Source organism: Bizionia myxarmorum (assembly GCF_008086205.1).
Classification (GTDB): Bacteria; Bacteroidota; Bacteroidia; order Flavobacteriales; family Flavobacteriaceae; genus Algorimicrobium; species Algorimicrobium myxarmorum.
Map to the genome: position 1 here is coordinate 439,446 of NZ_VSKK01000001.1, position 24,001 is coordinate 463,446.

The 24,001-nt window shown below is 34.0% G+C and carries 29 protein-coding genes; 28 read left to right on the forward strand and 1 reads right to left on the reverse strand.

What is annotated here, in order from left to right; translation table 11 throughout:
- Positions 1–24: 24 nt before the first annotated feature.
- The gene (locus ES674_RS01980; protein WP_148402309.1) at positions 25–1,008 is read left to right on the forward strand and encodes a hypothetical protein; all 984 of its coding nucleotides are present in this window, start codon (positions 25–27) and stop codon (positions 1,006–1,008) included.
- A 31-nt stretch (positions 1,009–1,039) separates the two neighbouring features.
- Here ES674_RS01980 and ES674_RS01985 read toward each other — a convergent pair whose 3' ends face one another.
- Positions 1,040–2,296 (reverse strand): NAD(P)/FAD-dependent oxidoreductase, encoded by a 1,257-nt coding sequence (locus tag ES674_RS01985; protein ID WP_148402310.1) that lies wholly within the window; start codon positions 2,294–2,296, stop codon positions 1,040–1,042.
- Positions 2,297–2,398: 102 nt separating this feature from the next.
- Between ES674_RS01985 and ES674_RS01990 the strand changes: the two genes are divergently transcribed.
- From ES674_RS01990 to ES674_RS02120, 27 genes are all read left to right on the forward strand, one after another.
- A complete protein-coding gene (locus tag ES674_RS01990) occupies positions 2,399–3,925 on the forward strand; it encodes an HAL/PAL/TAL family ammonia-lyase (RefSeq protein WP_148402311.1) in 1,527 nt (508 codons plus the stop codon).
- Between the two features lie 106 nt (positions 3,926–4,031).
- Positions 4,032–5,159: a WG repeat-containing protein gene (locus ES674_RS01995; protein ID WP_148402312.1), complete on the forward strand. Its 1,128-nt coding sequence runs from the start codon at positions 4,032–4,034 to the stop codon at positions 5,157–5,159.
- Between the two features lie 41 nt (positions 5,160–5,200).
- Complete coding sequence (gene fabG / locus ES674_RS02000) at positions 5,201–5,932, forward strand: 3-oxoacyl-ACP reductase FabG (protein ID WP_148402313.1); 732 nt, start codon at positions 5,201–5,203, stop codon at positions 5,930–5,932.
- A gap of 12 nt (positions 5,933–5,944) precedes the next feature.
- Complete coding sequence (locus tag ES674_RS02005; RefSeq protein ID WP_148402314.1) at positions 5,945–7,165, forward strand: beta-ketoacyl-[acyl-carrier-protein] synthase family protein; 1,221 nt, start codon at positions 5,945–5,947, stop codon at positions 7,163–7,165.
- A gap of 2 nt (positions 7,166–7,167) precedes the next feature.
- Positions 7,168–7,410 carry an acyl carrier protein gene (locus ES674_RS02010; protein ID WP_148402315.1) on the forward strand — a complete coding sequence of 81 codons (243 nt, stop codon included), beginning with the start codon at positions 7,168–7,170 and terminating at the stop codon, positions 7,408–7,410.
- Positions 7,411–7,425: 15 nt separating this feature from the next.
- On the forward strand, positions 7,426–8,310 hold the full coding sequence (locus ES674_RS02015; protein WP_148402316.1) for an LpxL/LpxP family acyltransferase: 885 nt from the start codon (positions 7,426–7,428) through the stop codon (positions 8,308–8,310).
- A gap of 1 nt (position 8,311) precedes the next feature.
- Complete coding sequence (locus ES674_RS02020) at positions 8,312–9,247, forward strand: dialkylrecorsinol condensing enzyme DarA (RefSeq protein WP_148402317.1); 936 nt, start codon at positions 8,312–8,314, stop codon at positions 9,245–9,247.
- Position 9,248: 1 nt separating this feature from the next.
- Positions 9,249–10,382 (forward strand): beta-ketoacyl-ACP synthase III, encoded by a 1,134-nt coding sequence (locus ES674_RS02025; protein WP_148402318.1) that lies wholly within the window; start codon positions 9,249–9,251, stop codon positions 10,380–10,382.
- Between the two features lie 3 nt (positions 10,383–10,385).
- The gene (locus ES674_RS02030) at positions 10,386–10,817 is read left to right on the forward strand and encodes a hypothetical protein (protein ID WP_170233946.1); all 432 of its coding nucleotides are present in this window, start codon (positions 10,386–10,388) and stop codon (positions 10,815–10,817) included.
- Positions 10,817–11,269 (forward strand): ABC transporter permease, encoded by a 453-nt coding sequence (locus tag ES674_RS02035; RefSeq protein WP_148402319.1) that lies wholly within the window; start codon positions 10,817–10,819, stop codon positions 11,267–11,269. Before ES674_RS02030 ends, ES674_RS02035 begins: the two co-directional genes overlap by 1 nt.
- 5 nt (positions 11,270–11,274) lie before the next feature.
- Positions 11,275–11,685 (forward strand): hypothetical protein, encoded by a 411-nt coding sequence (locus tag ES674_RS02040; protein WP_148402320.1) that lies wholly within the window; start codon positions 11,275–11,277, stop codon positions 11,683–11,685.
- Positions 11,675–12,673, forward strand: a complete 999-nt coding sequence (locus tag ES674_RS02045; protein WP_148402321.1) for a BtrH N-terminal domain-containing protein — start codon at positions 11,675–11,677, stop codon at positions 12,671–12,673. The genes ES674_RS02040 and ES674_RS02045 overlap by 11 nt, the downstream gene beginning before the upstream one ends.
- Positions 12,674–13,417, forward strand: a complete 744-nt coding sequence (locus ES674_RS02050; protein ID WP_148402322.1) for an ABC transporter ATP-binding protein — start codon at positions 12,674–12,676, stop codon at positions 13,415–13,417.
- A complete protein-coding gene (locus tag ES674_RS02055) occupies positions 13,410–14,678 on the forward strand; it encodes an ABC transporter permease (RefSeq protein ID WP_148402323.1) in 1,269 nt (422 codons plus the stop codon). Before ES674_RS02050 ends, ES674_RS02055 begins: the two co-directional genes overlap by 8 nt.
- Entirely contained in the window at positions 14,656–15,108 is a 453-nt protein-coding gene (locus ES674_RS02060) for an acyl-CoA thioesterase (RefSeq protein WP_148402324.1), read from the forward strand. Before ES674_RS02055 ends, ES674_RS02060 begins: the two co-directional genes overlap by 23 nt.
- Entirely contained in the window at positions 15,101–16,252 is a 1,152-nt protein-coding gene (locus ES674_RS02065) for a beta-ketoacyl-[acyl-carrier-protein] synthase family protein (RefSeq protein WP_148402325.1), read from the forward strand. The genes ES674_RS02060 and ES674_RS02065 overlap by 8 nt, the downstream gene beginning before the upstream one ends.
- Positions 16,253–16,254: 2 nt before the next feature.
- Positions 16,255–17,316 carry a methyltransferase gene (locus ES674_RS02070; protein WP_148402326.1) on the forward strand — a complete coding sequence of 354 codons (1,062 nt, stop codon included), beginning with the start codon at positions 16,255–16,257 and terminating at the stop codon, positions 17,314–17,316.
- A 2-nt stretch (positions 17,317–17,318) separates the two neighbouring features.
- On the forward strand, positions 17,319–17,936 hold the full coding sequence (locus ES674_RS02075; protein WP_148402327.1) for a 3-oxoacyl-ACP synthase: 618 nt from the start codon (positions 17,319–17,321) through the stop codon (positions 17,934–17,936).
- 1 nt (position 17,937) lies between these two features.
- Entirely contained in the window at positions 17,938–18,195 is a 258-nt protein-coding gene (locus ES674_RS02080; RefSeq protein WP_148402328.1) for a phosphopantetheine-binding protein, read from the forward strand.
- A gap of 33 nt (positions 18,196–18,228) precedes the next feature.
- A complete protein-coding gene (locus tag ES674_RS02085) occupies positions 18,229–19,431 on the forward strand; it encodes a beta-ketoacyl-[acyl-carrier-protein] synthase family protein (RefSeq protein WP_148402329.1) in 1,203 nt (400 codons plus the stop codon).
- Positions 19,431–20,495, forward strand: a complete 1,065-nt coding sequence (locus ES674_RS02090) for a beta-ketoacyl synthase N-terminal-like domain-containing protein (RefSeq protein WP_148402330.1) — start codon at positions 19,431–19,433, stop codon at positions 20,493–20,495. Before ES674_RS02085 ends, ES674_RS02090 begins: the two co-directional genes overlap by 1 nt.
- A 62-nt stretch (positions 20,496–20,557) precedes the next feature.
- On the forward strand, positions 20,558–21,265 hold the full coding sequence (locus ES674_RS02095; RefSeq protein ID WP_246125954.1) for a polysaccharide deacetylase family protein: 708 nt from the start codon (positions 20,558–20,560) through the stop codon (positions 21,263–21,265).
- A gap of 52 nt (positions 21,266–21,317) precedes the next feature.
- Complete coding sequence (locus tag ES674_RS02100) at positions 21,318–21,875, forward strand: LolA family protein (RefSeq protein WP_148402332.1); 558 nt, start codon at positions 21,318–21,320, stop codon at positions 21,873–21,875.
- A complete protein-coding gene (locus ES674_RS02105) occupies positions 21,856–22,461 on the forward strand; it encodes a hypothetical protein (RefSeq protein WP_148402333.1) in 606 nt (201 codons plus the stop codon). The genes ES674_RS02100 and ES674_RS02105 overlap by 20 nt, the downstream gene beginning before the upstream one ends.
- A gap of 2 nt (positions 22,462–22,463) precedes the next feature.
- Positions 22,464–23,108 carry an outer membrane beta-barrel protein gene (locus tag ES674_RS02110; protein WP_148402334.1) on the forward strand — a complete coding sequence of 215 codons (645 nt, stop codon included), beginning with the start codon at positions 22,464–22,466 and terminating at the stop codon, positions 23,106–23,108.
- Between the two features lie 9 nt (positions 23,109–23,117).
- Positions 23,118–23,483: a 3-hydroxyacyl-ACP dehydratase gene (locus ES674_RS02115; RefSeq protein WP_148402335.1), complete on the forward strand. Its 366-nt coding sequence runs from the start codon at positions 23,118–23,120 to the stop codon at positions 23,481–23,483.
- A 6-nt stretch (positions 23,484–23,489) separates the two neighbouring features.
- Positions 23,490–23,987, forward strand: coding sequence for a hypothetical protein (locus ES674_RS02120; RefSeq protein ID WP_246125955.1), 498 nt, complete (start codon positions 23,490–23,492; stop codon positions 23,985–23,987).
- Positions 23,988–24,001: the final 14 nt, after the last annotated feature.

Here is a 24,001-nt window from a genome sequence, read left to right on the forward strand (position 1 = left end):
TTAATAACTTTAAAAAACCTACTTTTGAAAACTAGCTTTCTATTATTTATCGGACTTTTATTATCAAACCTATCTTCTGCCCAAGTAAGTATTGGCAGCAGCGTGTCACCAACCAACTTATATGTTTCAAAAATTAAGGAAGCTGAATTTGATTATTTAAAAACCACGAAAACTTATTTTATAGTCCCAAATGAATTGGATTTTGAGAAAACTAAAAATCTAATTTCAGACATCTGGACATTCAACGATATTGAATTTGTAGCGCAAGAAAATTATATTGAAGATGACTATGTTTTAGAAAATAACACAATTATAAGAATACATGATGAAAATTATGCTTTAGTTAAAAGGCAATTAGGCAAAAATGACAAAACCGTAGGAATGTGGTTTGTAAAAAAGTTTGAATTAATATCTTATCCAAGTGTGAAAATCAATAAAAAAGGGGAAAAAAATCTAGAAATTTATGAGTTTGCTGATGTATTTTTCACACAAAGTATTCTAAATAGGTTTCAAAATAGTCCGCATTATAGAGAGAAAAAAGCTAAAGAGATTAGTGATGAACCTGACTATTATAATTTCGATTACGGATATATCAAAAATTATTTTCAAACTCTAAACGACAAATTAAATAAAAAAGAAATGTTGAACGTTCGTGATGGCATTGTAAACACTAAGAAATTAAAAACATTAAAGGAGCAAACCTTATTTATTCCAGACTGGACGTTAAAATCAACAAATGCTTTTACCGGCGCTTTAAGCAAGATTCAGGAACCGGAAGAGTTATTTGAAAAATATGAATTTCCTTACGAAATGATTTCGCACCAAGCTTTGAATGATAAAATATTAAGTGGTGAAAAGTTCTACTATTTGATGCATAGTCAATTTAATGAATACAAATTGCTATCCATAATTGACAGCGTTACTGGTGAAATCATTTATTTGGTTGAGAACAAAGGCTACAACATTAAAAGTGGTGACTTAAAGGACATTAACAAAGAAATAGAATAATTAGAAATTATTATCGGTAGAAAAAGCGCTTCTAAACTGAAGCGCTTTTTTCTTTTTCCATATTAATCAAATGCGCCAACGTTTTCACAATACGTTTGTGTTTAGTAACAAACGGATTGGTTTCATCCCAAACATAACCCGCTAAAACAGCACAAATTTGGCGTTTTACTTCAGGGTTTTCGGGTCTGTGAAAAAACAAAGTTTGTAAATTTCCGGTGTACCATTCTTTTACATACGTAGCAAAAACATCAACACCTGCTTTTATATAATTGGAATAATCTTCTTCCCAATCTACAGTTTCGCCCTGTAATTCTTTGGTAATTAACTTCGCCGATATCAAAGCAGATTCTGTTGCAAAAGTGACACCTGATGAAAAAACAGGATCCAGAAATTCCGCACTATTACCGGTTAAGGCAAAGCCTTTTCCATAAAATTTGGTCACGGCTTTAGAGTAATTCCGAATACTTTTTGGTTCAAATAACAAAGGTGCATCTTTAAAACGCTCGTAATAATAATCCGAATGTTTAAGCATGTTTTTTAAACGCTCGGACGTTTCACCTTCAAAAGAATCTATAAATTCATTTTTTCCTACAAAACCTAAACTGGTATTACCGTTTGAAAAAGGAATTACCCAAAACCAGGTATCTTTATCTAAAACATCAAAAGTAATCATCGTGCCTTCTTCGCCTGTAGGTCTGTGAATGTCTTCAACATGACCAAAAATTGATGAATGTTCAGGAATGGTTGATGGTTTATCTAAATTTAATAAACGTGGTAAAACACGGCCATAACCACTAGAATCGATTATAAATTTAGCTTCCACTTTATAGGGATTACCTTGGGCATCATTAATAGTTGTGGTAGAAATTCCAGCATCGTCAAATTGTACATCAATAACTTCGTGTTCAAAAGAAAGATCGACACCCATTTTTTGAATTTCCTTTGCTAAAATAGTATCAAAGTCGGCACGTGGCACTTGCCAAGTCCAATCCCAACCTTTGGTATGTTTATCGCTAAAATCAAAATTACAAACCACATCATCCCGCAAAAATCGGGCGCCATTTTTTACTTCAAAATTAGCAGCCTTTAAAGCGTCTAATAAACCTACTTCTTCAAAATGTTGCATACATCTTGGCAAGAGGCTTTCACCTATTACAAATCTTGGAAACGTATTTTTCTCAACTACTTTAACTTGCAAACCTTGCTGATGTAAATAAGCGGAAGCGACACAACCCGATGGCCCAGCCCCTATAACTAAAACATCTACTTTTATATCAGTTGTTTCCATAGTAGTATAAATTCATTTATTATTTTAAATTTGCAATCCAAAATAACTACTTTAGTATGAGTTATTCACACAAATTTATTGAAAATAAACATAAAATCATAGATGCTTAAATTTAACGGAGAATTAGGAATAGACGATTTTTATAAAGTGATTTTTAAAAATGAACCTATTCAAATAGAGAACGCCGTTTTGGAAACCGTAGAAAATAGTTTTAATTTTTTAAAAGAGTTTTCTGAAAACAAAGTCATCTATGGCGTCAATACAGGCTTTGGACCTATGGCGCAATACAAAATTGAAGATTCAGAACGCATTCAATTACAATATAATTTAATAAGAAGTCATGCTTCTGGAACCGGACAACCGCTTGCCCCAATGTACGTAAAAGCAGCCATGCTGGCGCGTTTGAATACTTTGTCATTAGGACATTCTGGCGTTCATGTTTCCGTAATTCATTTAATGACAGAGCTTATTAACCGAAACATTACACCTTTAATTTATGAACACGGCGGGGTTGGTGCTAGTGGCGATTTAGTGCAATTAGCACATTTAGCTTTGGTATTAATTGGTGAAGGTGAAGTATTTTATAAAGGTGAACGTAAAAAGACGGAAGACGTATTTAAAATTGAAAAATTAAAACCTATTTCTGTAGAATTGCGCGAAGGTTTAGCCCTCATGAATGGCACCTCTGTAATGACCGGTATTGGCATTGTAAACACCTTATATTCCCGCCAGTTATTAGGTTGGATGACAAGTTGCTCTGCCGCTATAAACGAAATAGTAAAAGCATATGATGATCATTTATCTTATGAATTAAATCATTCAAAAAAACACATTGGTCAACGCCAAATTGCGGAAAGCATGCGCGATCATTTAGAAGACAGCAAACTAACGCGAAAAAGAGAGCATCATTTATATAGTAAAAATGAAGATGTTTCTGTTTTTAAAGAAAAAGTACAAGAATATTATTCCTTACGCTGTGTGCCGCAAATTTTAGGTCCCGTTTTAGACACGCTAAATTCGGTAGAAAATATTTTAATTGAAGAAGTAAATTCTGCAAACGACAATCCTATTGTTGACGTTGCCAACAAACATGTTTACCACGGTGGAAATTTTCATGGTGATTATGTGTCTTTAGAAATGGATAAGTTAAAAATTGTAGTCGCAAAAATGAGCATGCTATCTGAGCGCCAATTAAATTACCTTTTAAACGCGCGACTTAACGAAATGCTTCCGCCTTTTGTTAATTTAGGAAAGCTGGGATTAAATTTTGGGATGCAAGGTGTCCAATTTACAGCAACCTCAACTACTGCCGAAAATCAGATGCTGTCTAACCCTATGTACGTTCATAGCATCCCAAATAATAACGACAATCAGGATATTGTTAGTATGGGAACGAATTCCGCTTTAATAGCCAAAAAAGTTATTGAAAATTCGTTTGAGGTGGTGGCAATTGAAATGATTACTATTATACAAGCCATTGAGTATTTGGAAGTTCAGGACCAAATTTCTTCAAAAACTAAAAAGATGTATGAGGCTATTCGTAAATTAGTTCCTATATTTAAAGAAGACGTTATTATGTATCCTTATGTTAACCTTGTTAAAGATTATATCATTAATAATAAAACATAGAAACAATCTTTTATTATGAATCGAGCATGTTAGACGCGTTATTATCTAATATTAAAGATAAATAGCGAACAGCATGTGACATTTAAAAATCATTAAAAATAAACACATGAAAACAGCAGCAATCTTCTTTATCCTCGTCTTTTTCAGTATCAATATGTCCGCGCAAGAATTGGCTTTAGCTAATGCAAAAGGCGAATTTGGATATATTACAAAAACCGGTAAATGGCAAATTAAGCCTCAATTTAAAGTGGCTAAAAGTTTTTCAGATGATGTGGCTGAAGCAAGCATCGACAATAAAAATTGGGGATTTATAAACCGAAAAGGAGAATGGGTTATCGAGCCTCAATTTGAAAAAACAAAAGCGTTCAACTCGGGTATTGCCGTGGTTTTAAAAGATAAAAATTGGATTTATATCAACAAGAAAGGCGAACAGGTTTTAAAAGATCTTATTACAGATAAAATGTACGATTTTGAAAATGGCTATGCTATCTTCAGAAAAGATTCGGGTGTTGGTTTTATAAATACTAAAGGTGAAGTTGTTGTAGAACCAAAATTCACAAAAGTTTTTGCTTTTGAAAACGGTTCGGCTAAAGTATTGGAAAATGAAAAATGGGGTCTTGTTGATGCCAAAGGAAATTATTTAGTAAAAACAGAATATGATGGTGTTAGTAATGATTATAATGGTCATATTATAGCTAATATTGGAGATCGTCATGGACTTATAATTAATGGCGAGTTTAAAGAAGTTGTAGGTGCTGAAAAAATTTGGGATTTCTCGGAAAATTCTGAAAATACCTACGCTAAAAAAGATGGTAAACTAGGATTTATAAACACAAAAGGTGAGTGGATTATTGAACCAACTTATGATAAAGCGCGTGCTTTTAATAATGGTTTAGCACCCGTATATAAAGATAAACAATGGGGTTATATTAATACCTCTGGTGAGGTTGTTATTCCATTTCAATATAGAGATGCTGAAACTTTTAGTAACGGTGGATTAGCACCTGTAAAGCTTTCAAAAGAATGGGGTTTTATAAATACCAAAGGCGAATTAGTTATTGAAGATCAATATGAAATTACGGCAGGTGGTTTTTCAATATTTCAAAAAAACAATCCAAAAGGCTTTATTGACGGGCTTGCTCGTGTTAAAAAGAAAAAGTCTTGGACTTATATTACCGCAAAAGGTGAACCACTTAATAATTTGTGGTTTGAAAATTTAGAATTATTCAATTAGTAAAAACACGCTAATTGTAATATCCAAAAACATACACTTACATGAAATGTGCTTTAGTAACCGGTGGATCTAGAGGAATAGGCAAAGCAATTTGCAAACAATTAGCTCAAGATTTTGACTACCATATTTTAATAAATTACAATAGTAATGAAGCTGCGGCTTTAGAAACCAAAAAGGACGTAGAGGCTTTTGGAAAAACAGCAGAAATAATTCAATTTGATGTAGCGGATGCGCATCAAGTAAAATCGACTTTAGATGCTTGGCAAGAGCAAAATAAAGAGGCTCTTATTGAGGTAATTGTTAATAATGCTGGCATAACCAAAGATGGATTATTTATGTGGATGCCTGCCAAAGATTGGCAAGATGTTATAAATACATCTTTGCATGGTTTTTACAACGTGACCAACCATCTTATTCAAAAAATGCTGCGCAATCGTTATGGCCGCATTATAAATGTGGCATCGGTTTCAGGTGTTAAAGGTACTGCCGGACAGACTAATTATTCTGCTGCAAAAGGTGCTTTGGTAGCTGCTACAAAAGCTTTGGCTCAAGAAGTTGCCAAACGAAATATAACAGTCAACGCTGTTGCTCCTGGTTTTATAAAATCGGATATGACAGCCAACTTGGATGAAAAAGAATTAAAAAATATGATTCCGGTAAACCGTTTCGGTGAGCCAGAAGAAGTTGCTTATGCCGTATCATTTTTAGCTTCAAAAAAAGCATCATATATTACTGGCGAAGTCATAAATATAAATGGGGGAATTTACTCATAAACGTTTTATAAAATGAGGAGAGTGGTGATTACGGGAATGGGTATCTATTCGTGCATAGGAGAAAATTTAGAGACTGTAAAACAATCATTATACAATGGCGATTCTGGCATTATAGTAGATGAAGAACGTAAAGCTTTTGGTTACCGTTCGCCATTAACAGGAATGGTAAAACATCCTAATTTAAAAAATCTATTATCACGCAGACAACGTATAAGTTTGGGTGAAGAAGGCGAATATGCTTATGTAGCAACGCTTGAAGCTTTAGAAAGCGCTAAAATAAATCCCGATTTTTTTGATGATCATGAAGTGGGTATTTTATACGGAAATGATAGTACAGCCAAGTCTATTGTAGATTCTGTTGATAAAATTCGTGAAAAAAAAGATACCACTTTAGTGGGTTCTGGCGCTATTTTCCAAGCTATGAATTCATCGGTTACCATGAATCTATCGACTATTTTTAAATTAAGAGGTATTAATTTCACGGTTAGTGCCGCTTGTGCAAGTGGCTCTCATTCTATTGGAATGGCCTACCAACTTATTAAAAGTGGTCTTCAAGATTATATTATTTGTGGTGGTGCTCAAGAAATAAATGCAATAGCCATGGGAAGTTTTGATGGTTTAGGCGTTTTTTCTGTGAATGAGAATCCAAAACAAGCATCGCGACCATTCGATAAAAACCGGGATGGTCTGGTACCAAGTGGCGGTGCAGCAACCTTGTTTTTAGAAACCTACGAATCGGCTATTAAACGCGGCGCAAAAATTTATGGTGAAGTAATTGGTTATGGATTTTCCTCTAACGGTGATCATATTTCAACGCCTAATGTGGATGGTCCAGCACGTGCTATGAAAATGGCTATTAAACAAGCTAAAATTAAAGCATCCGATATTGAATATGTTAATGCCCATGCTACATCAACTCCTGTTGGCGACACCAATGAAGCATTAGCTATTTTAGAAGTTTTTGGTGAAAAAGGACCTTATGTTAGTTCTACTAAATCCATGACGGGTCACGAATGTTGGATGGCTGGAGCTAGTGAAGTTTTGTATTCTATTTTAATGATGCAAAATGATTTTATTGCACCTAATATTAATCTAGAAGAACCCGATGAAGCCGCAAGTAAATTAAATTTAGTTAACAAAACGTTAACTAAAAAATTTGATGTATTTTTGTCCAATTCGTTTGGATTTGGCGGAACAAATTCAGCTTTAATTATAAAAAAAATAACGTTGTAGAAATGACGAAAGAGGTTATTATTGAAAAAATAAACGACTTTCTTATTGATGAGTTTGAAGTAGAAAGTGATGATATTTCTCCAGAAGCAAACCTTAAGAACACGTTGGAGCTTGACAGCCTAGATTTTGTAGATCTAGTAGTTGCTGTTGAATCTAATTTTGGTGTTAAATTATTAGGTGAAGACTTTGTAAACGTCTTAACACTTCAAGATTTCTATAATCTTATTGAGCGAAAGTTAAGTTAAACAGACCGCATTTTTATGGCTACAGAATGGCATGGGAAATCAAGAGGAACCGTTCTTGGATATAAAATATTTGTCTTCTCCATGAAGCATTTAGGAATGAGCGCTGCCTATTTCGTTTTATACTTTGTGGCTGCTTATTTCTGTATCTTTGCCAAAGACAGTTCCAAAGCCATTTATTATTATTTCAATAAGCGTTTAAACTACTCTTCGTTCAAAAGTTATCTAAGCATATACAAAAGCTATTATGTTTTTGGACAAACCCTTCTAGATAAAATTGCCATCTCTTCTAATTTAAGTGATAAATTCACCTATGAATTTGATGGTGGCGAAACCATTACAGAAACACTTAATGAAAAGAAAGGTGGTATTTTAATTAGTGGTCATGTTGGCAATTTTGAAATTTCAGAATATTTCTTTAATCAACTTACAGATAGAGCTTCCATTAGCTTATTAACAACGGATGTTGAACATACAGCCATCAAGAATTATTTAGAGACTGTTCGGAAAAAATCCAATGTTAAGCTGATTATTATTCGAGAAGATTTTTCGCATATTTTTGAAGTAAATTCGGCTTTAGCACGAAATGAAATTGTTTGTATAACAGGTGATAGGTATACCAAAGACACCAAATTCTTAACAGAAACCTTATTAGGTGAAACGGCTAAATTTCCAGCAGGTCCTTTTATGCTGGCTTCCCGATTGGATGTGCCGGTTTTATTTGTTTATGTGATGAAAGAAACTAAAAAACATTATCATCTATATGCCAGACGGTCGCAATCTAAACATCGTGATGCACAAGGTATTTTAAAGGAGTTTACTGAAAGTGTTACGTGGATGCTTCAATTATATCCACTACAATGGTTTAACTATTTCAATTTTTGGGATTCAAAAAACGGATAAAATGAAACAGGTATTAGTTATATATTATTCGCAATCTGGCCAATTAACAGAGATTTTAAACAATGTTGTTTCTACTCTGATAAACGATCAAATCGCTATCACATATTTAAACATAGAAATGGAGGAGCCTTTTCCTTTTCCATGGAAAAATAAGGAAGAATTTTTTGGCGTGTTTCCTGAAACGTTTCGTCAAGAGCCACGAAAAATCAAAGCCATTTCTGATGAAATTTTAAATAAAAAATACGATTTAATACTTTTTGGATATTCGGTTTGGTATTTAACAGCATCCTTACCAACCACGTCATTTTTGGCAACACCCGAAGCAAAAAAGCTTCTAGAAAATACGCCAGTTATTACTATTATTGGTTGCAGAAATATGTGGATAATGGCCCAAGAAAAACTAAAGCACAAACTTAAAAATCTGAATGCGAATTTAGTGGGAAACATTGTTTTGGTAGACAGAAACATCAATCATGTTAGTGTTATAACAATTGTTCATTGGATGTTCACGGGTTTGAAAGCACGCTTTTTAGGAATTTTCCCAAAACCAGGTGTATCACAAGAAGATATAGATGAAGCTTCCAAATTTGGAACCGTCATTTCAAAACATCTGATTCAAAATGATTTCAAAACCTTACAGGCCGATTTAGTGGCTGCAAACGCTGTTATGGTGAAATCATTTTTAGTCACCGTTGATAAGCGGGCCAACTTGCTATTTACCAAATGGTCTACGTTTATCACCAATAAAAGTGAGAAAAACACAGCCAAGAGACGCAGCTTAATAAAAATGTTCAACTATTATTTAGTTACGGCCATTTGGGTACTGTCACCTATAGTATTTATCTTATTTTTAGTGACTTATTTGCCATTTTATGGTCGAATAAAAAAAGAAAAAGTATATTACAAGTCCGTTTTATTAAAACAGAAGGAAATTTAAAATGAAGGAAGTTTATATTACAAAAATATCAAAGTTTTTACCAAATCGTCCTATTAGTAATGACGAAATGGAAGCGAAATTAGGCGTTATTAACGGCAAAGCGTCTAAAGGACGCGGCATCGTTTTGCGTAATAATAAAATTACAACACGTTATTATGCTTTAGATGAAGAAGGAAATGTAACACACAACAATGCCCAGTTAACTAAAGAGGCTGTTGTAAATTTATTGGACGACAACTTTACGGCTTCAGATATTGAGCTGTTATCCTGTGGAACTACCAGCCCAGACCAAATATTACCATCTCATGCGGCCATGGTTCATGGTCTTTTAGAGGGTGATAATTTAGAAATAAACACCGCTTCTGGTGCTTGTTGCTCTGGAATGAATGCCTTAAAATATGGCTATATGTCCATAAAATCAGGGCAAACTAAAAATGCCGTAACTACAGGATCTGAACGTTTATCATCTTGGATGAAAGGCCATATTTTTGAAGATGAAGTGAAATCACTTAAAGCTCTAGAAGAAAGTCCAATCTTGGCTTTTAATAAGGACTTTTTACGTTGGATGCTTTCAGATGGCGCTGGTGCTTTTCTTTTAGAAGATAAACCAAATGGTGATTTACCACTACGTATTGAATGGATGGAAGGCTTCTCCTATGCTCACGAATTAGAAACCTGCATGTATGCTGGTGCTGACAAGTTAGAAGATGGTTTTTTAAAACCATGGAGTGAATATACAACCAACGAATGGAGTGAGAAATCGCTCTTCGCTTTAAAACAAGATGTTAAATTATTAAGTGCTAACATTCTTAAAAAAGGAGTAGACAGTTTAATGAAAGCCATGAACAAGAACGGTTTAAAACCAAGTGATGTAGATTATTATTTACCTCATATTTCTTCGGACTATTTTAAAGACAGACTCTATCAAGAAATGGTAGAAAACGATTTTGAAATTCCTTGGGAAAAATGGTTTATGAATTTAAGTCATGTCGGAAACGTTGGTTCAGCATCTATTTACTTAATGGTTGAAGAATTAGCCAAATCTGGAAAATTAAAAAAAGGTGATAAAATATTATTATCAGTTCCAGAAAGCGCGCGTTTTTCATACGCATATTCACTTTTAACTGTTTGCTAAAAAATGACCGCATCAGTACTACCTATATGGGATATCAGACATTTAATTCCGCAGAAAACGCCCTTTGTTATGGTAGATTCTTTATTGGAATTTTCTGAACAACATTTGGTATCTAATTTCACAATTGCTGCTACCAATATTTTTGTTGAAAATGGCCAATTATCCGAGCCTGGACTTATTGAAAATATGGCACAATCTGTAGCATTACATACCGGTTACGTTTATCATTTAAAAAACGAACCTGCACCTACAGGATATATAGGTGCTATAAAATCTATTACCATTGAAAAATTGCCAAAATTAAATGAAAACATTTCAACCAAAGTTCAAATCCTTCATGAATTCATGGGAATTACTATGGTAGAAATCCAAGTTTTTAATGAAGCACAAGAAGAAATTGCCAAAGGTGAAATGAAAACTGTTATTGCTAGCTAATGGATTTTAGTTACCTCGATATCGCTAAATTTTTACCACATCGGCCACCATTTTTAATGGTAGATGAAGTACTAGATATTGGGAATTCGCATGTATCAACAGCCTTTACCATAAAACCGGATTGTATTTTTAATGAAAATGGTTTCTTTAATGAAGCTGGACTTGTTGAAAATGCCGCCCAAACCTGTTCTTCAATTGTTGGCAAAAGTTTTTTCAATGAAAATGATTTAGAAGGCCAAGGCACCAAACTCATTGGTTTTATTAGTGGTATAAAAAAAGTAATCATTAAAGAATGTCCTAAAGTTGGAAGTAAAATAGTTACAAATGCTGTTTTAAAAACCCGTTTTGATACGGATGATTATAGCGTTTGCACCTTAAGTTGCACAACCACGTTTCAACATATAGAATTACTATCTTGTGAACTAAATTTAGTGATCCAAGAACTGAAATAATCAGCATGAAAAAAGAGGAGGTTCCACAAGATAAAAGCAATTTAGAAACTGCTAAACTCAAAGAGTTGTGCTATGCGGTTGATGAAGACGGGAATTACATAACCGTAAATAGTTCTGGCTGGGATCCAAAAACGATTGCTTTAAGCCAAGCTATTGAAGAAATTAACGAACGTGTGGCAGAAGCGAAAAGTAGGGTTTTAAATAATGAAACAAGCCCTATTGAATATTATATGGAATTCCATAAAATGGATCTTTCTATTCTAGCTTCCTATGTTGGTATGTGGACTTGGCTTGTTAAACGCCATTTTAAGCCACAAATATTCAAAAAACTTTCAGAAAGAAAACTTCAAAATTACGCCGATATATTTGACGTGACTTTAGACCAATTAAAAGATATTACCAAACATGGAAATTAATTTTACGCATCATCAAACCGCACATTGTGAAAACGGTGTAATTTCCAATTTAATGAAGCATCATGGCTTTGAAATTAGCGAACCTATGGCTTTTGGTATTGGTTCTGGTTTGCTATTCTGCTATATTCCGTTTTTAAAAGTAAACCACGCACCCGCCTTAACTTACAGAGCCATGCCTGGTTTTATATTTAAACGATTCGCCAAACGCGTTGGAATTCAAATTAAACGAGAAAAGTTTAAAAATCCGGAAGATGCCAAAGCACGTTTAGATGCTAATTTGGAAAACAATAATCCAGTAGGTTTGCAAGTTGGCGTTTATAATTTAACGTATTTTCCAGATGAATATCGCTTTCATTTTAACGCACATAATCTTATCGTTTACGGGAAACAAAATGGCACCTATTTAATTAGTGATCCCGTTATGGAAACCGTAACGACGTTAACAGCTAAAGATTTAGAAAAAGTGCGTTTCGCCAAAGGTCCGTTTGCACCTAAAGGTCATGTTTATTATCCTGTTTCTTTTCCTGAAAACTTAGACCTGGAAAAAGCTATAATTAAAGGCATTAAACATACCTGTCGGGATATGCTAGCACCAATGCCTGTTTTAGGCGTAAAAGGAATTCGTTATGTGGCCAAATTAATTAGAAAATGGCCTAAAAAAAATGGCGTTAAAAAAGCCAATCATTATCTGGGACAAGTGGTTAGAATGCAAGAAGAAATTGGAACAGGTGGCGGCGGATTCCGCTACATTTTCGCAGCGTTCTTGCAAGAATCAAGTGGCATTCTTAAAAATCCAAAATTGGCCGAGTTATCTAAAGAAATGACCGTTATTGGCGATTTATGGCGTGATTTTGCTTTGGAAGCGTCTCGTATTTATAAAAACAGAAGTGCTCAAGAAGATGCTTATAATAAAGTAGCTAGTCAATTAGAAATTATTGCGGATGAAGAAGAAGCTTTCTTCAAAAAATTAAAAAATGCCATCAAATAAATGATAGATATTCAGCAAATATCAAAAAAGTATAAAGGTGCCGATAATTTTTCGGTGTCCAACTTCAACCTGACTATTGCTGATCAAGAAATTTTCGGTTTACTAGGTCCAAATGGCGCTGGAAAAACCACCATAATTTCTATTTTATGCTCATTAATTAAACCAACTTCGGGTAGTTTTTCCATTGCCGGATTAACCTATCAAAAAAACAAAAATGAGCTCAAACAATTAATTGGTATTGTGCCACAAGAATATGCTTTGTATCCAACTTTAACTGCTTTTGAAAACCTTAAGTATTTTGGTAGTATGTATGGTTTGAACGGCAAATCATTGGATACAAAAATTAATACGGCTTTAGAACATTTGGGTTTATTAGCTTTCTCCCACAAAAAAATAGACACCTTTTCTGGAGGTATGAAACGTCGAATTAATTTAATTGCTAGTGTTTTGCACAATCCCAATGTTCTGTTTTTAGATGAACCTACTGTTGGTGTGGATATACAATCTAAAAACGTTATCATTGAGTATTTAAACGATCTGAACCAAAATGGAACGACTATTATTTACACGTCTCATCATTTAAATGAAGCGGAAAACTTTTGTAGTCGTGTGGCCATTATTGATCATGGAAAATTGGTGGTAGAGGGAAAACCTCAAGAATTAATTGAACAACATCTAGGTGCCCATAATTTGGAAGATGTATTTATAAATATAACCGGAAAAGCCTTACGTGATCATGCATAAACTTTGGGCTTCCACATATAAGGAATTTTTATTACTCACTAGAGATGTTGGTGGTATTGCTATACTTTTTGTGATGCCTTTGGTATTAATTGTTACCATTACGCTAATTCAAGACAGTACTTTTAAAACGATTACGGATAGCCAAATCCCTATTTTAGTAGTGGATAAAGACCAAGGTGATGTATCTAAAATAATTTTAGAAGGCTTGAAGGAATCTGGAACTTTTGAAGTAATTACAAAAACAGATGAAATTGCTGCTCGCGATTTAGTTTTCAAAGGAAAATACCAACTAGCCATTATTATTCCTGAAAATTTAACATCAAGCTTGGAGCAAAAAGTAAATCAAAATGTAGATGGCATCATTGCGAAATTTGGTTTAGAGGAAACTGAAGATCCACTTGTAAAACCAGAAGTATTAGGTAAAGAAGTTACCTTATATTTTGATCCAGCCACGCAACTGACTTTTAAAAGTGCGGTCAAGAATGGAATAGATAAAATGATTTCTAAAATTGAAACCCAGTCTATTTATAAGGCATTTCAAGCGCAAATTTCAGACGATCCAAGCGAAATCATTTTTGAAACGGATACGTTTATCACATTCAAAGAAGTTTTACCAACAGATAATGATAAAGAAATGATTCCGAATTCGGTGCAACACAATGTACCAGCTTGGACACTTTTCGCCATCTTTTTTATCATAGTGCCTTTATCTATTAATATTGTTAAAGAAAAAAGTCAAGGTACATTTGTTCGTTTACGCACCAATCCTGTTTCTTATGCCACGGTTTTAGGTGGAAAAACACTTGTTTATTTAGTGGTTTGCCTCATTCAGTTTGTACTGATGTTATCCATTGGTGTTTTCCTATTTCCAGCTATTGGTTTACCAACTTTAGATGTTTCAGGAAGAATGCCTTTATTATTCGTCGTTGCTACGTTTGCTGGATTAGCAGCTATTGGCTTGGGACTATTATTAGGAACCATTGCCAAAACCCAAGAACAGTCAGCTCCTTTTGGTGCCACTTTTGTAGTTATTTTGGCCGCCCTTGGTGGCGTATGGGTTCCTGTTTTTGTTATGCCTAAAGTCATGCAAGCCCTATCCCATATTTCACCAATGAATTGGGGCTTAAATGCTTTCTACGATGTATTTTTACGAAATGGGTCTTTCACCGATATTTTACCAGAAATCAGTTTGTTGTTTGCCTTTTTTATAACAACAACTTTAATAGCCATTATTTATAATGAGAAAAAGAATGCCGTCTAAACATAAAGAAATAGTTCATACTAGCGAAGTTCGGGTGCGTTTTGTTGAAACAGATCCGTTGGGAATTGTATGGCATGGCAATTATATTCAGTATTTTGAAGATGGCCGCGAAGCCTTTGGCCGCGAACATGGCATTTCTTATTTGGATCAAAAAGAATTCGGTTTTGCCACACCTATTGTAAAATCCAGTACAGATCATAAATTACCTTTACGATATGGCGATATAGCTACCGTAAAAACTATTTATATGGATAGTCCAGCTGCGAAAATGGTTTTTCGCTATGAAATTTATAACCAAAATAATGATCTAGTTTGCACAGGCGAAACCACACAAGTTTTTGTAGACAAAATTGGCGAAGGCGACTTATCACTCAACATTCCACCTTTCTTTAAAGCATGGAAACAAAACGTAGGTTTATTAGATGAGTAACGTGTTCGTTTCATATAACAATATTGTGTCTGCTTTGGGTTTTACCAGCCAAACTGTTGTGCAAAATATTCAAAATGAAAAATCAGGATTAGAACGTATTCACGACACCTCGGTTTTACCAGATCCTTTTTATTCGGCATTAATAGATTCTGAAATTTTAGAAAAAGAATTTCAAAAATTACAACCAAAACTAGCATTTACTCGGTTGGAAAAAATGATGTTGACGTCTCTGAATTTAGTTATTTCTGAATCTAAAATCGACATAAATGAACGTGTTGGTCTTATTATTTCAACCACAAAAGGGAATATTGACGCATTAGATTCTGGAAATCCATTTCCAGCAGAACGTTCTTATTTACACGCTTTAGGAAATACCATTCGTGATTTCTTCAATTTTAAAAATGATGCTATCATTGTATCCAATGCCTGCGTTTCTGGGATTTTAGCCGTTGCTATTGCCAAACGTTATATTTCACAAAACATCTACGACCATGTCTTTGTTGTTGGCGGTGATGTTATTAGTCAGTTTATTCTTTCGGGCTTTAATTCGTTTCAAGCTTTAAGTGATGAACCTTGCAAACCTTATGATGCTAACAGAACAGGTATTAATATTGGTGAAGTTGCAGCAGCCGTTTTAGTTACCAAAGACGTGAATTATTTGGCTTCGGAATCCGTTGAAATTTTAGGCGAAAGCTCTTGCAATGATGCCAATCATATTTCTGGACCTTCCCGAACAGGCGAAGGCTTATACCGGAGTATCGAATCCGCTTTAAAACAAGCAAAAGTAAAACCTTCGGAAATTGATTATATTTCAGCCCATGGAACAGCGACACCATTTAATGATGAAATGGAAGCTATAGCATTCAACAGATCTGGATTAGAACATGTTCCTCTTAATAGTTTAAAAGGATATTTAGGACATACACTTGGTGCTTCCGGATTATTAGAAACCATAGTTGGCATGCATAGTTTGCACAATAATACCTTATACGCTTCCAAAGGATTTGAAACACTTGGTGTATCACTACCTTTAAATATCATAAAAAGTACCAAAAAAAATAAATCATTACACAGGTTCCTGAAAACGGCATCTGGTTTTGGCGGCTGTAATACCGCCGTCATCTTTAAAAAATTATCCAATTAATTATGTCGAAAAAGTCTATCAGAGCCATTGATGCGGTTCAAGAAGCGGAAAAAATCGCATTTGCGCCATTTGTTTTTCAAGCCGTCGTAGCGATGCGAAAATTAGGCATTTTTGATCTTATTTTTCAGCAACGAAAAAGAGGTGGAATTTCATTAGAGAATATTTCGAAAGAATTAAAATTAAGTGCTTACGGCGTTGGCGTTCTACTAGAAATTGCTGAAAGTTATAATATTGTGGACAAAGATGAAAACAATCACTTTGAACTTACTACAACTGGATACTTTTTAGCTTTTGACAGAACCGTAGATGTGAATATTAATTTCACGCAAGAGGTTTGCTACAAAGGTTTATTTCATTTAACGGAAGCTATTGAAACTGGAAAACCCGCAGGATTAAAAGAACTTGGAAATTGGAAAACCATTTATGAAGGGCTTTCGGTTTTACCACCGGATATTCAAAAAGCGTGGTTTGAGTTTGATCATCACTATTCAGATGAGGTGTTTCAAGAAGCATTAGAATTTGTTTTTAGAAACAACCCTAAAACCATCTATGATGTGGGCGCCAATACGGGAAAATTCGCAATTAGCGGTAGTAAATATAGCGATTCCGTTTCCATTAAAATGGTTGATTTACCTGGGCAATTACAAATTGCAAAAAATAATGTGGCGGAAGCAGGATTTAAAGAACGGGTTTCACATTATGAAATAGATTGGCTTTCAGAAAATCCGCAATTACCAGTTGGAGCTAATGCCATTTGGATGAGTCAGTTTTTAGATTGCTTTTCCGAAGATGAAATTCTAGTTATTTTAAAAGCGTGTACGGCAGCATTAGAAGATGATGGCGAAGTTCTCATCATGGAAACATTTACAGATAGACAGCGTTTTGACAATGCTAAATTTATTTTAGAAGCCACATCACTTTACTTTACGGTTATGGCCAATGGAAATAGTAAAATGTATCCTTCTACCGTTTTAATGAAAATTATAGATAAAGCTGGATTAAAATTGATAGAAGATCGGGCTGTTGGCGAATATCATACCATTTTTGCCTGCAAGAAAAAATAATTATGACCTCTAATTATTACATAACGTCTTATTGCCAAATTAAAAATCAACAGATTTCGTTGAATGGAAATGTGGTGTTTCAAGATGAATCGGAAGTCTTTTCAGATTTTATAAAAAATGCTTACAAGGCTGAAGAAACCAAGTATCCAAAGTTTTTCAAAATGGATAATTTGAGTAAGTTAGCTTTTTTAGCGGCTGATATTCTTCTTAAAAACGAAAATTTAGATACTGAAATACAAAACAATATAGCAGTTGTTTTTTCTAATAATGCAGCCAGCTTAGATACAGATCGCATGCATCAAGAAGCCATTCAAGATAAAAGCAATTATTTCCCCAGTCCAGCCGTTTTTGTTTACACATTACCAAACATTTGCATTGGCGAGATAAGTATCCGATATAAACTGTTTTCCGAAAATAGTTTTTTTATATTTGAACGCTTTAATGCCGAGCATTTAGTCACTTACGCAACAAGCTTGTTGGATTCTGACAAAGCAAATCAGGTATTATGCGGTTGGGTGAATTTTGATAACAACCAGTATGAAGCATTTTTATATTTGGTATCAAAAAATGGAACGGCAGCACATACTAAAGAACATATAACAACCTTATACAATACATAACATGGAGGCACTAAAACTTGAGTTAAAAGAAAATATAATTGAGCAATTAAACCTTGAAGATATGACCATTGCTGATATTGGCGATGACGATATGCTTTTTGGTGACGGACTAGGATTGGATTCTATTGATGCTTTGGAGTTGATTGTCATGCTCGATAAAAACTATGGGATTAAATTAACGGACCCTAAAGAAGGACGTCATATTTTCGAGTCTGTTAACACTATGGCAACTTACATAACGGAGAATCGCTCTAAATAAAAAATTGCTACTTAAGCAGATTACACATATTTTATGAGTCAAGGTATTGCAATTACAGGAATGGGAATAATTTCGGCTATTGGAAACAATGTTGCTGAAAATTATAACGCCCTTATTTCTGAAAAGAAAGGTATTTCACGCGTTTCTAAAACTGCTACTATTCATAAAAATGATATTATGGTTGGTGAAATTGCATACACCAATCAGGAAATAGAAGCAATTTTAAATTTACCTCCAGAAAACAACTATTCTCGAACGGCTTTATTGGGCGCCATTGCTGCCAAAGAAGCTATTAGAAATGCGGGAGTTACAGATATAAAAGATTACAAAACAGGTTTAATTTCGGCTACTAGCGTGGGTGGAATGGATATGACTGAAAAATATTTCTATCAGTATTTAGAAGATAAAAGCACTCAAAAATATATCGAAGGCCATCATGCTGGCGATTCTACCCAGAAAATAGCCGAGCAATTAGGTATAGAAGAAAGTTTAGTTACTACCATCAGTACGGCTTGTTCATCGGCTGCTAACGCTATTATGCTTGGCGCACGATTGATTAAAGCAGGAAAATTAGATCGGGTTATTGTTGGTGGTGCAGATTGTATGTCCAAATTTACCATCAACGGTTTTAAAACGCTCATGATTTTATCGGATACCTATAACACACCTTTTGACAACGACCGTAAAGGTTTAAATTTAGGTGAAGCGGCTGCGTATTTAGTTTTGGAATCCGATGATATTGTAAGAGCAGAAAATAAAACGGTTTTGGCTTATGTAAAAGGCTATGGAAATGCGAATGATGCCTTCCACCAAACAGCCTCATCCGAAAATGGTGATGGTGCCACTTTGGCTATGGAAAAAGCACTACAAATAGCTAATTACAAACCAGAAGATATTGATTATATCAACGCGCATGGAACCGCAACTGGCAACAATGATTTATCTGAAGGTCGCGCCATTATGCGCGTATTTGGAGAAAATGTTCCAGAATTCAGCTCCACAAAAGCCTATACCGGACATACTTTAGCGGCTGCAGGCGCTATTGAAGCTGTGTATTCTATTTTAGCATTGCAACACAATGTTATTTTCCCCAATTTGAACTTTAAAACTCAAATGGCCGAATTTTCTATCACGCCTCAATTAACGCTTCAAGAAAAACCTCTAAAAACGGTCATGTCTAATTCCTTTGGATTTGGTGGCAATTGTTCAACCGTTATTTTTTCAAAAGAAGCCTAATGAAAAACGTCTATATAAATAGTGTTGGTTCCGTTTCAGCTCAAAAAACAACGCATGCTACCGATTTTTTAACGGATATTATTTCTTATAATGAAACCGTTATTCCGGCCATAGATCCGGTTTATAAAGATTTTATTCCGCCTGCTGCAGCCAGACGCATGGCAAAAGGAATTAAAATGAGTATTGTAGCATCCAAATTGGCATTGGAAAAAGCAGGATTGAATAATGTAGATGCCATTATAACGGGAACTGGGATGGGTTGCCTGCGTGATTCTGAAAAGTTTTTAAGCAGCATTATTGATAATGACGAAGCATATTTAACGCCTACACCTTTTATTCAATCTACGCACAATACTGTGGGCGGACAGATTGCATTGGAAATTCAATGTACAGGTTATAATTTCACCTATGTTCATGGTAGCAATTCTTTTGAATCTGCTTTACTAGACGCTAAATTACAATTAGAATTAAGTGAAGCTCAAAATATTTTAATTGGTGGGGTTGATGAAATTGGCGATTATACCATTTTATTGAACAAAACCATTAATCACATTAAAAAGGAGCCTGTAAAAAGTTCTGAAATAATAAATTCGCAAACCAAAGGTGCTGTTTTTGGAGAAGGCGCTAATTTTTTTGTTGTTTCCAATGAAAGCAATCATGCATCTTTGGCACGTATTGAAGCTTTAGAATTATATAATACCTTACCTATCCAATCCGTTGCCCAACGAGCCCGACAATTTTTAAAGGCTAATAATTTAAATACAGCAGACGTAGATGCATTAATTTTAGGTAATAATGGCGATGTTGAATTTGATATCTATTATGATGAATTAGCTTCTGGCGATTTTAAAAATGCGCAACAATTAGTTTATAAACCGTGGGTTGGCGAATTTCATACCGCTTCAGCATTTGGATTAGTTTTGGCGGCGATTATTTTAAAAACCCAGAAAGCACCTAGGGAGTTTCAGCTAAATTCTATTGTTTCTTCACATTTTAAAACCATACTTTTATACAATCAGTATCGTGGCGAAAATCATAGTTTTACCTTACTTCGGCAATGCTAAATTTTAAAACAGTAAACCTAATAGCACTTATTCTTTTTACGGCATTATTAATTCTCTTTATAATGCATGCCATAAGTATTTGGTGGTTTGTTTTACTCTTTTCAATTTGGTTTTCGTTAACGGCTTTAGGTTCCGCATTTGTTGGTTGGCGTTATCATATTCCTATTTTAAATTCGACTGAAAACGCCACCAAAAATCAAATTGCTCTTACTTTTGATGATGGTCCAAATCCCGATTTTACACCGCAAGTTTTAAAATTACTGAAGCTACATCAGGCCAAAGCTACATTTTTCTGCATTGGAAAACATATTGAAAATCATCCTGAATTATTCAATAAAATAATTGCAGATGGCCATACCATTGGAAATCATACCTATTCGCACCCTAATAATTTCGGGTTTTTAACTACCAAGAAAGTGCAATCAGAATTAGAACAAACCCGAAACATCATTAAAAAAGTGAGTGGATTAACTTCTAAACTCTATCGTCCTGCTTTTGGCGTTACTAACCCAAGAATTCGCCGGGCTGTTCAAAATTTGAATTTAACCACTATTGGTTGGAATAAGCGATCATTGGATACCACGAATAAAACAGAAAAAACCATTTTAAAACGGGTTACAAAAAATATAAAAACGGGTGATGTTATTCTGTTACATGATACTAGCGAAAAATCGGTTAGGGTTTTGGAACAGTTATTGCTAATTTTACGTAATAATAACATGAAATCTGTAACGATTGATACCTTATTTAAAATTCAAGCTTATGCGTAGTGTTACAATACTTTGTTTCTTTTTCGTCCTGAATTTACAGGCTCAAAAACCCATGAGTACTGATGAAGCAAATGCCTTAAAAAATTTGGTGAAGCAACAAGCTAAAACCACCAAAACTATTACAAGTGATTTTGTACAATACAAACACATGGATTTTTTATCTAATGATATTGTAACGAAAGGAAATTTACATTTTAAAGCGCCAAACCTTGTAAAATGGGCCTATTTAGAACCTTTCGTATATTCAGTTATCTTCAAAAACGACCAACTTTATATTAATGATGAAGGCAAGAAAAGCAATATTGATATGAGTTCAAGCAAGCTTTTTAAACAATTAAATGGCCTAATTATTAATAGTGTGAAAGGTGATATGTTTGACGCCGAAGAATTCACCATAGAATATTTCAAAATGGGTGGAAATAGCTTGGTATATTTTAAACCTAAAGAGAAAAAATCGGCAGCATTTATTGAAGCATTCCATTTAACATTTAATGCAAAAGGTGAAGTTGAAATAGTAAAAATGATAGAGCCTTCAGGCGATTACACTAAAATTGTTTTCAGTAATAAAGTTTTAAATAATCAGATTTCTGATGCGTTATTTAATAATTAGTTGTCTTCTGTTGGTTGTTAGTTGTGCTTCTTATACTAAAAAGCAGCAATTAGAAAATCAAATTTCGACAGAAAAAATCATTAAAAATCCCTATTTCTCGGATAAAAATCAAGATTACGTTTACAAGGCCAGTATTGAAGTTTATAGCAAGATTTTCGGTGGTTTATTAATTATTAAAAAGATAGATAAAGGGAATCATCGCGTCGTTTTCACTTCGGAAATGGGCAAAAAATTATTCGATTTCAGCATTACCGAAACCAATTTTAAAGTCAACTATATTTTAGATGAGCTCAATAAAAAATTACTTATTAATTTACTAAAAACCGATTTCAAAGCTTTAGTTCAAGAAGAAACAGCAATATTAAAAAGTTTTTCAAAAGAAAATAGTCAGGTATTTCAAACGCTTATTCTTGATAAAAAACACTATTATTACGCATCTAATCAGTTAGATAAAATAATTAGAACCGGACATAGAAAAGAGAAGGTTGAATTTTTGTTTTCGGATATTAATAATAATATTGCAAAAAGCATCATTATAGCTCACAGTAACATCAAATTACAAATCACGCTCAAATCAATAAATTAAAAATGAAAAATTATTATTTAGCTCTAATCTGTCTAGTTTTTGCTTCTACTACATTTGCACAAGTCAAAGTACGTCCAGGTATAAAAGCAGGTTTAAATTCGGCAACCATAACTAATATTGAAAATGCCACTCGGAAAATAGGTTTTCAAGGCGCCATATTTGTCAACATTCATTTCTCTAAAGTTTATGAACTTCAAGTTGAAGCTTCATATTCCAATCAAGGTTTTAAACGTGATAATTTTACCATAATTAACCCTAATGATGGTCAATTATTAGCTGTAAATGCTAAAGATATCAACATTCATTATATAGGAGCGGCCGTTTCAAACAAATTCTTTTTTATCCCAGATTCAGGTTTTCACGTTTTGGTGGGTCCAAGTCTTGAAATTAATATGTCAGACAGTAGCGATAATGATATTTTGGGTGTAGATCTATCGTTTTTTGCAGGTATAGGTTATGAATTACCTATTGGTCTTGGTTTTGAAGCACGCTACAAACAAGGTTTAGTAGATGTTAGAAATCTTTTTTATAATGGTGATTTTATTGATCCAGGTTACAACAATGGTTATAACGGCAGTAATTATTATGATGACATGAAGCTAAATTCTGTTATTCAATTAAGTGTTTATTACAAGTTTAATTTCTAAAAGCCACACATGTTATTAACCGATTTTTACACCATAAATACGCTAGAAAATACTGCTGGCAAAGCTATAGCTACTATTACCATTAACAAGAATCATCCTATCTTTGAAGGGCATTTTCCTGGAAATCCCGTGACACCCGGCGTTTGTATGATGCAAATTATAAAAGAGCTTACAGAGCAAGTTGTTGAGAAAAAACTCTTTATGGCAGCAGCAGTCAATGTGAAATTTATGGCCATTATTAACCCTGAAAAAACACCAAATTTAGAGTTAACTTTAGATATCGAGGAAACCGAAAATGGATTTCGCGTTAAAAACATCACCACGTTTAACGAGACTGTGGCATTAAAATTGACTACACATTATACCGTGATTTAAAAACTGATGAAATATTTACTTATAAGTATTGCTTTCTTTTTTACCCATTTCCAAAGTTTGGATCTGGCTAATGTGCGTCAAGCTTACAAAGATGCGGCTCAAAGTCCTGAAAAAGTTGAGGCATTTTATAATAGCATGAAATCTGTTAGCAAAACCGATAACATGGCTTTGGTAGGCTACAAGGGCGCTTCTATTGCGCTTAAAGCTAGAAGCGGCAAAACTTTAAAAGATAAAAAAGATGGTTTTATTGAGGGTGTAGGTTTTATTGAATTTGCCATTGAAAAAGAATCCAATAATATTGAATTACGCTTTATAAGACTTGGTATTCAAGAAAATACGCCTAAAATTTTAAAATATAACCAGGCTATTGAAACAGACAAACAATTTATTTTAAAACAATTTAAATTCATTTCCTCTAACAACCTTAAGAATCATCTTAAAGACTATATTTTACAGTCAGACAGCTTTACTTCAGAAGAAAAATCAGTAATTTCGGGTCGCTAACACAAAAGCTTCAA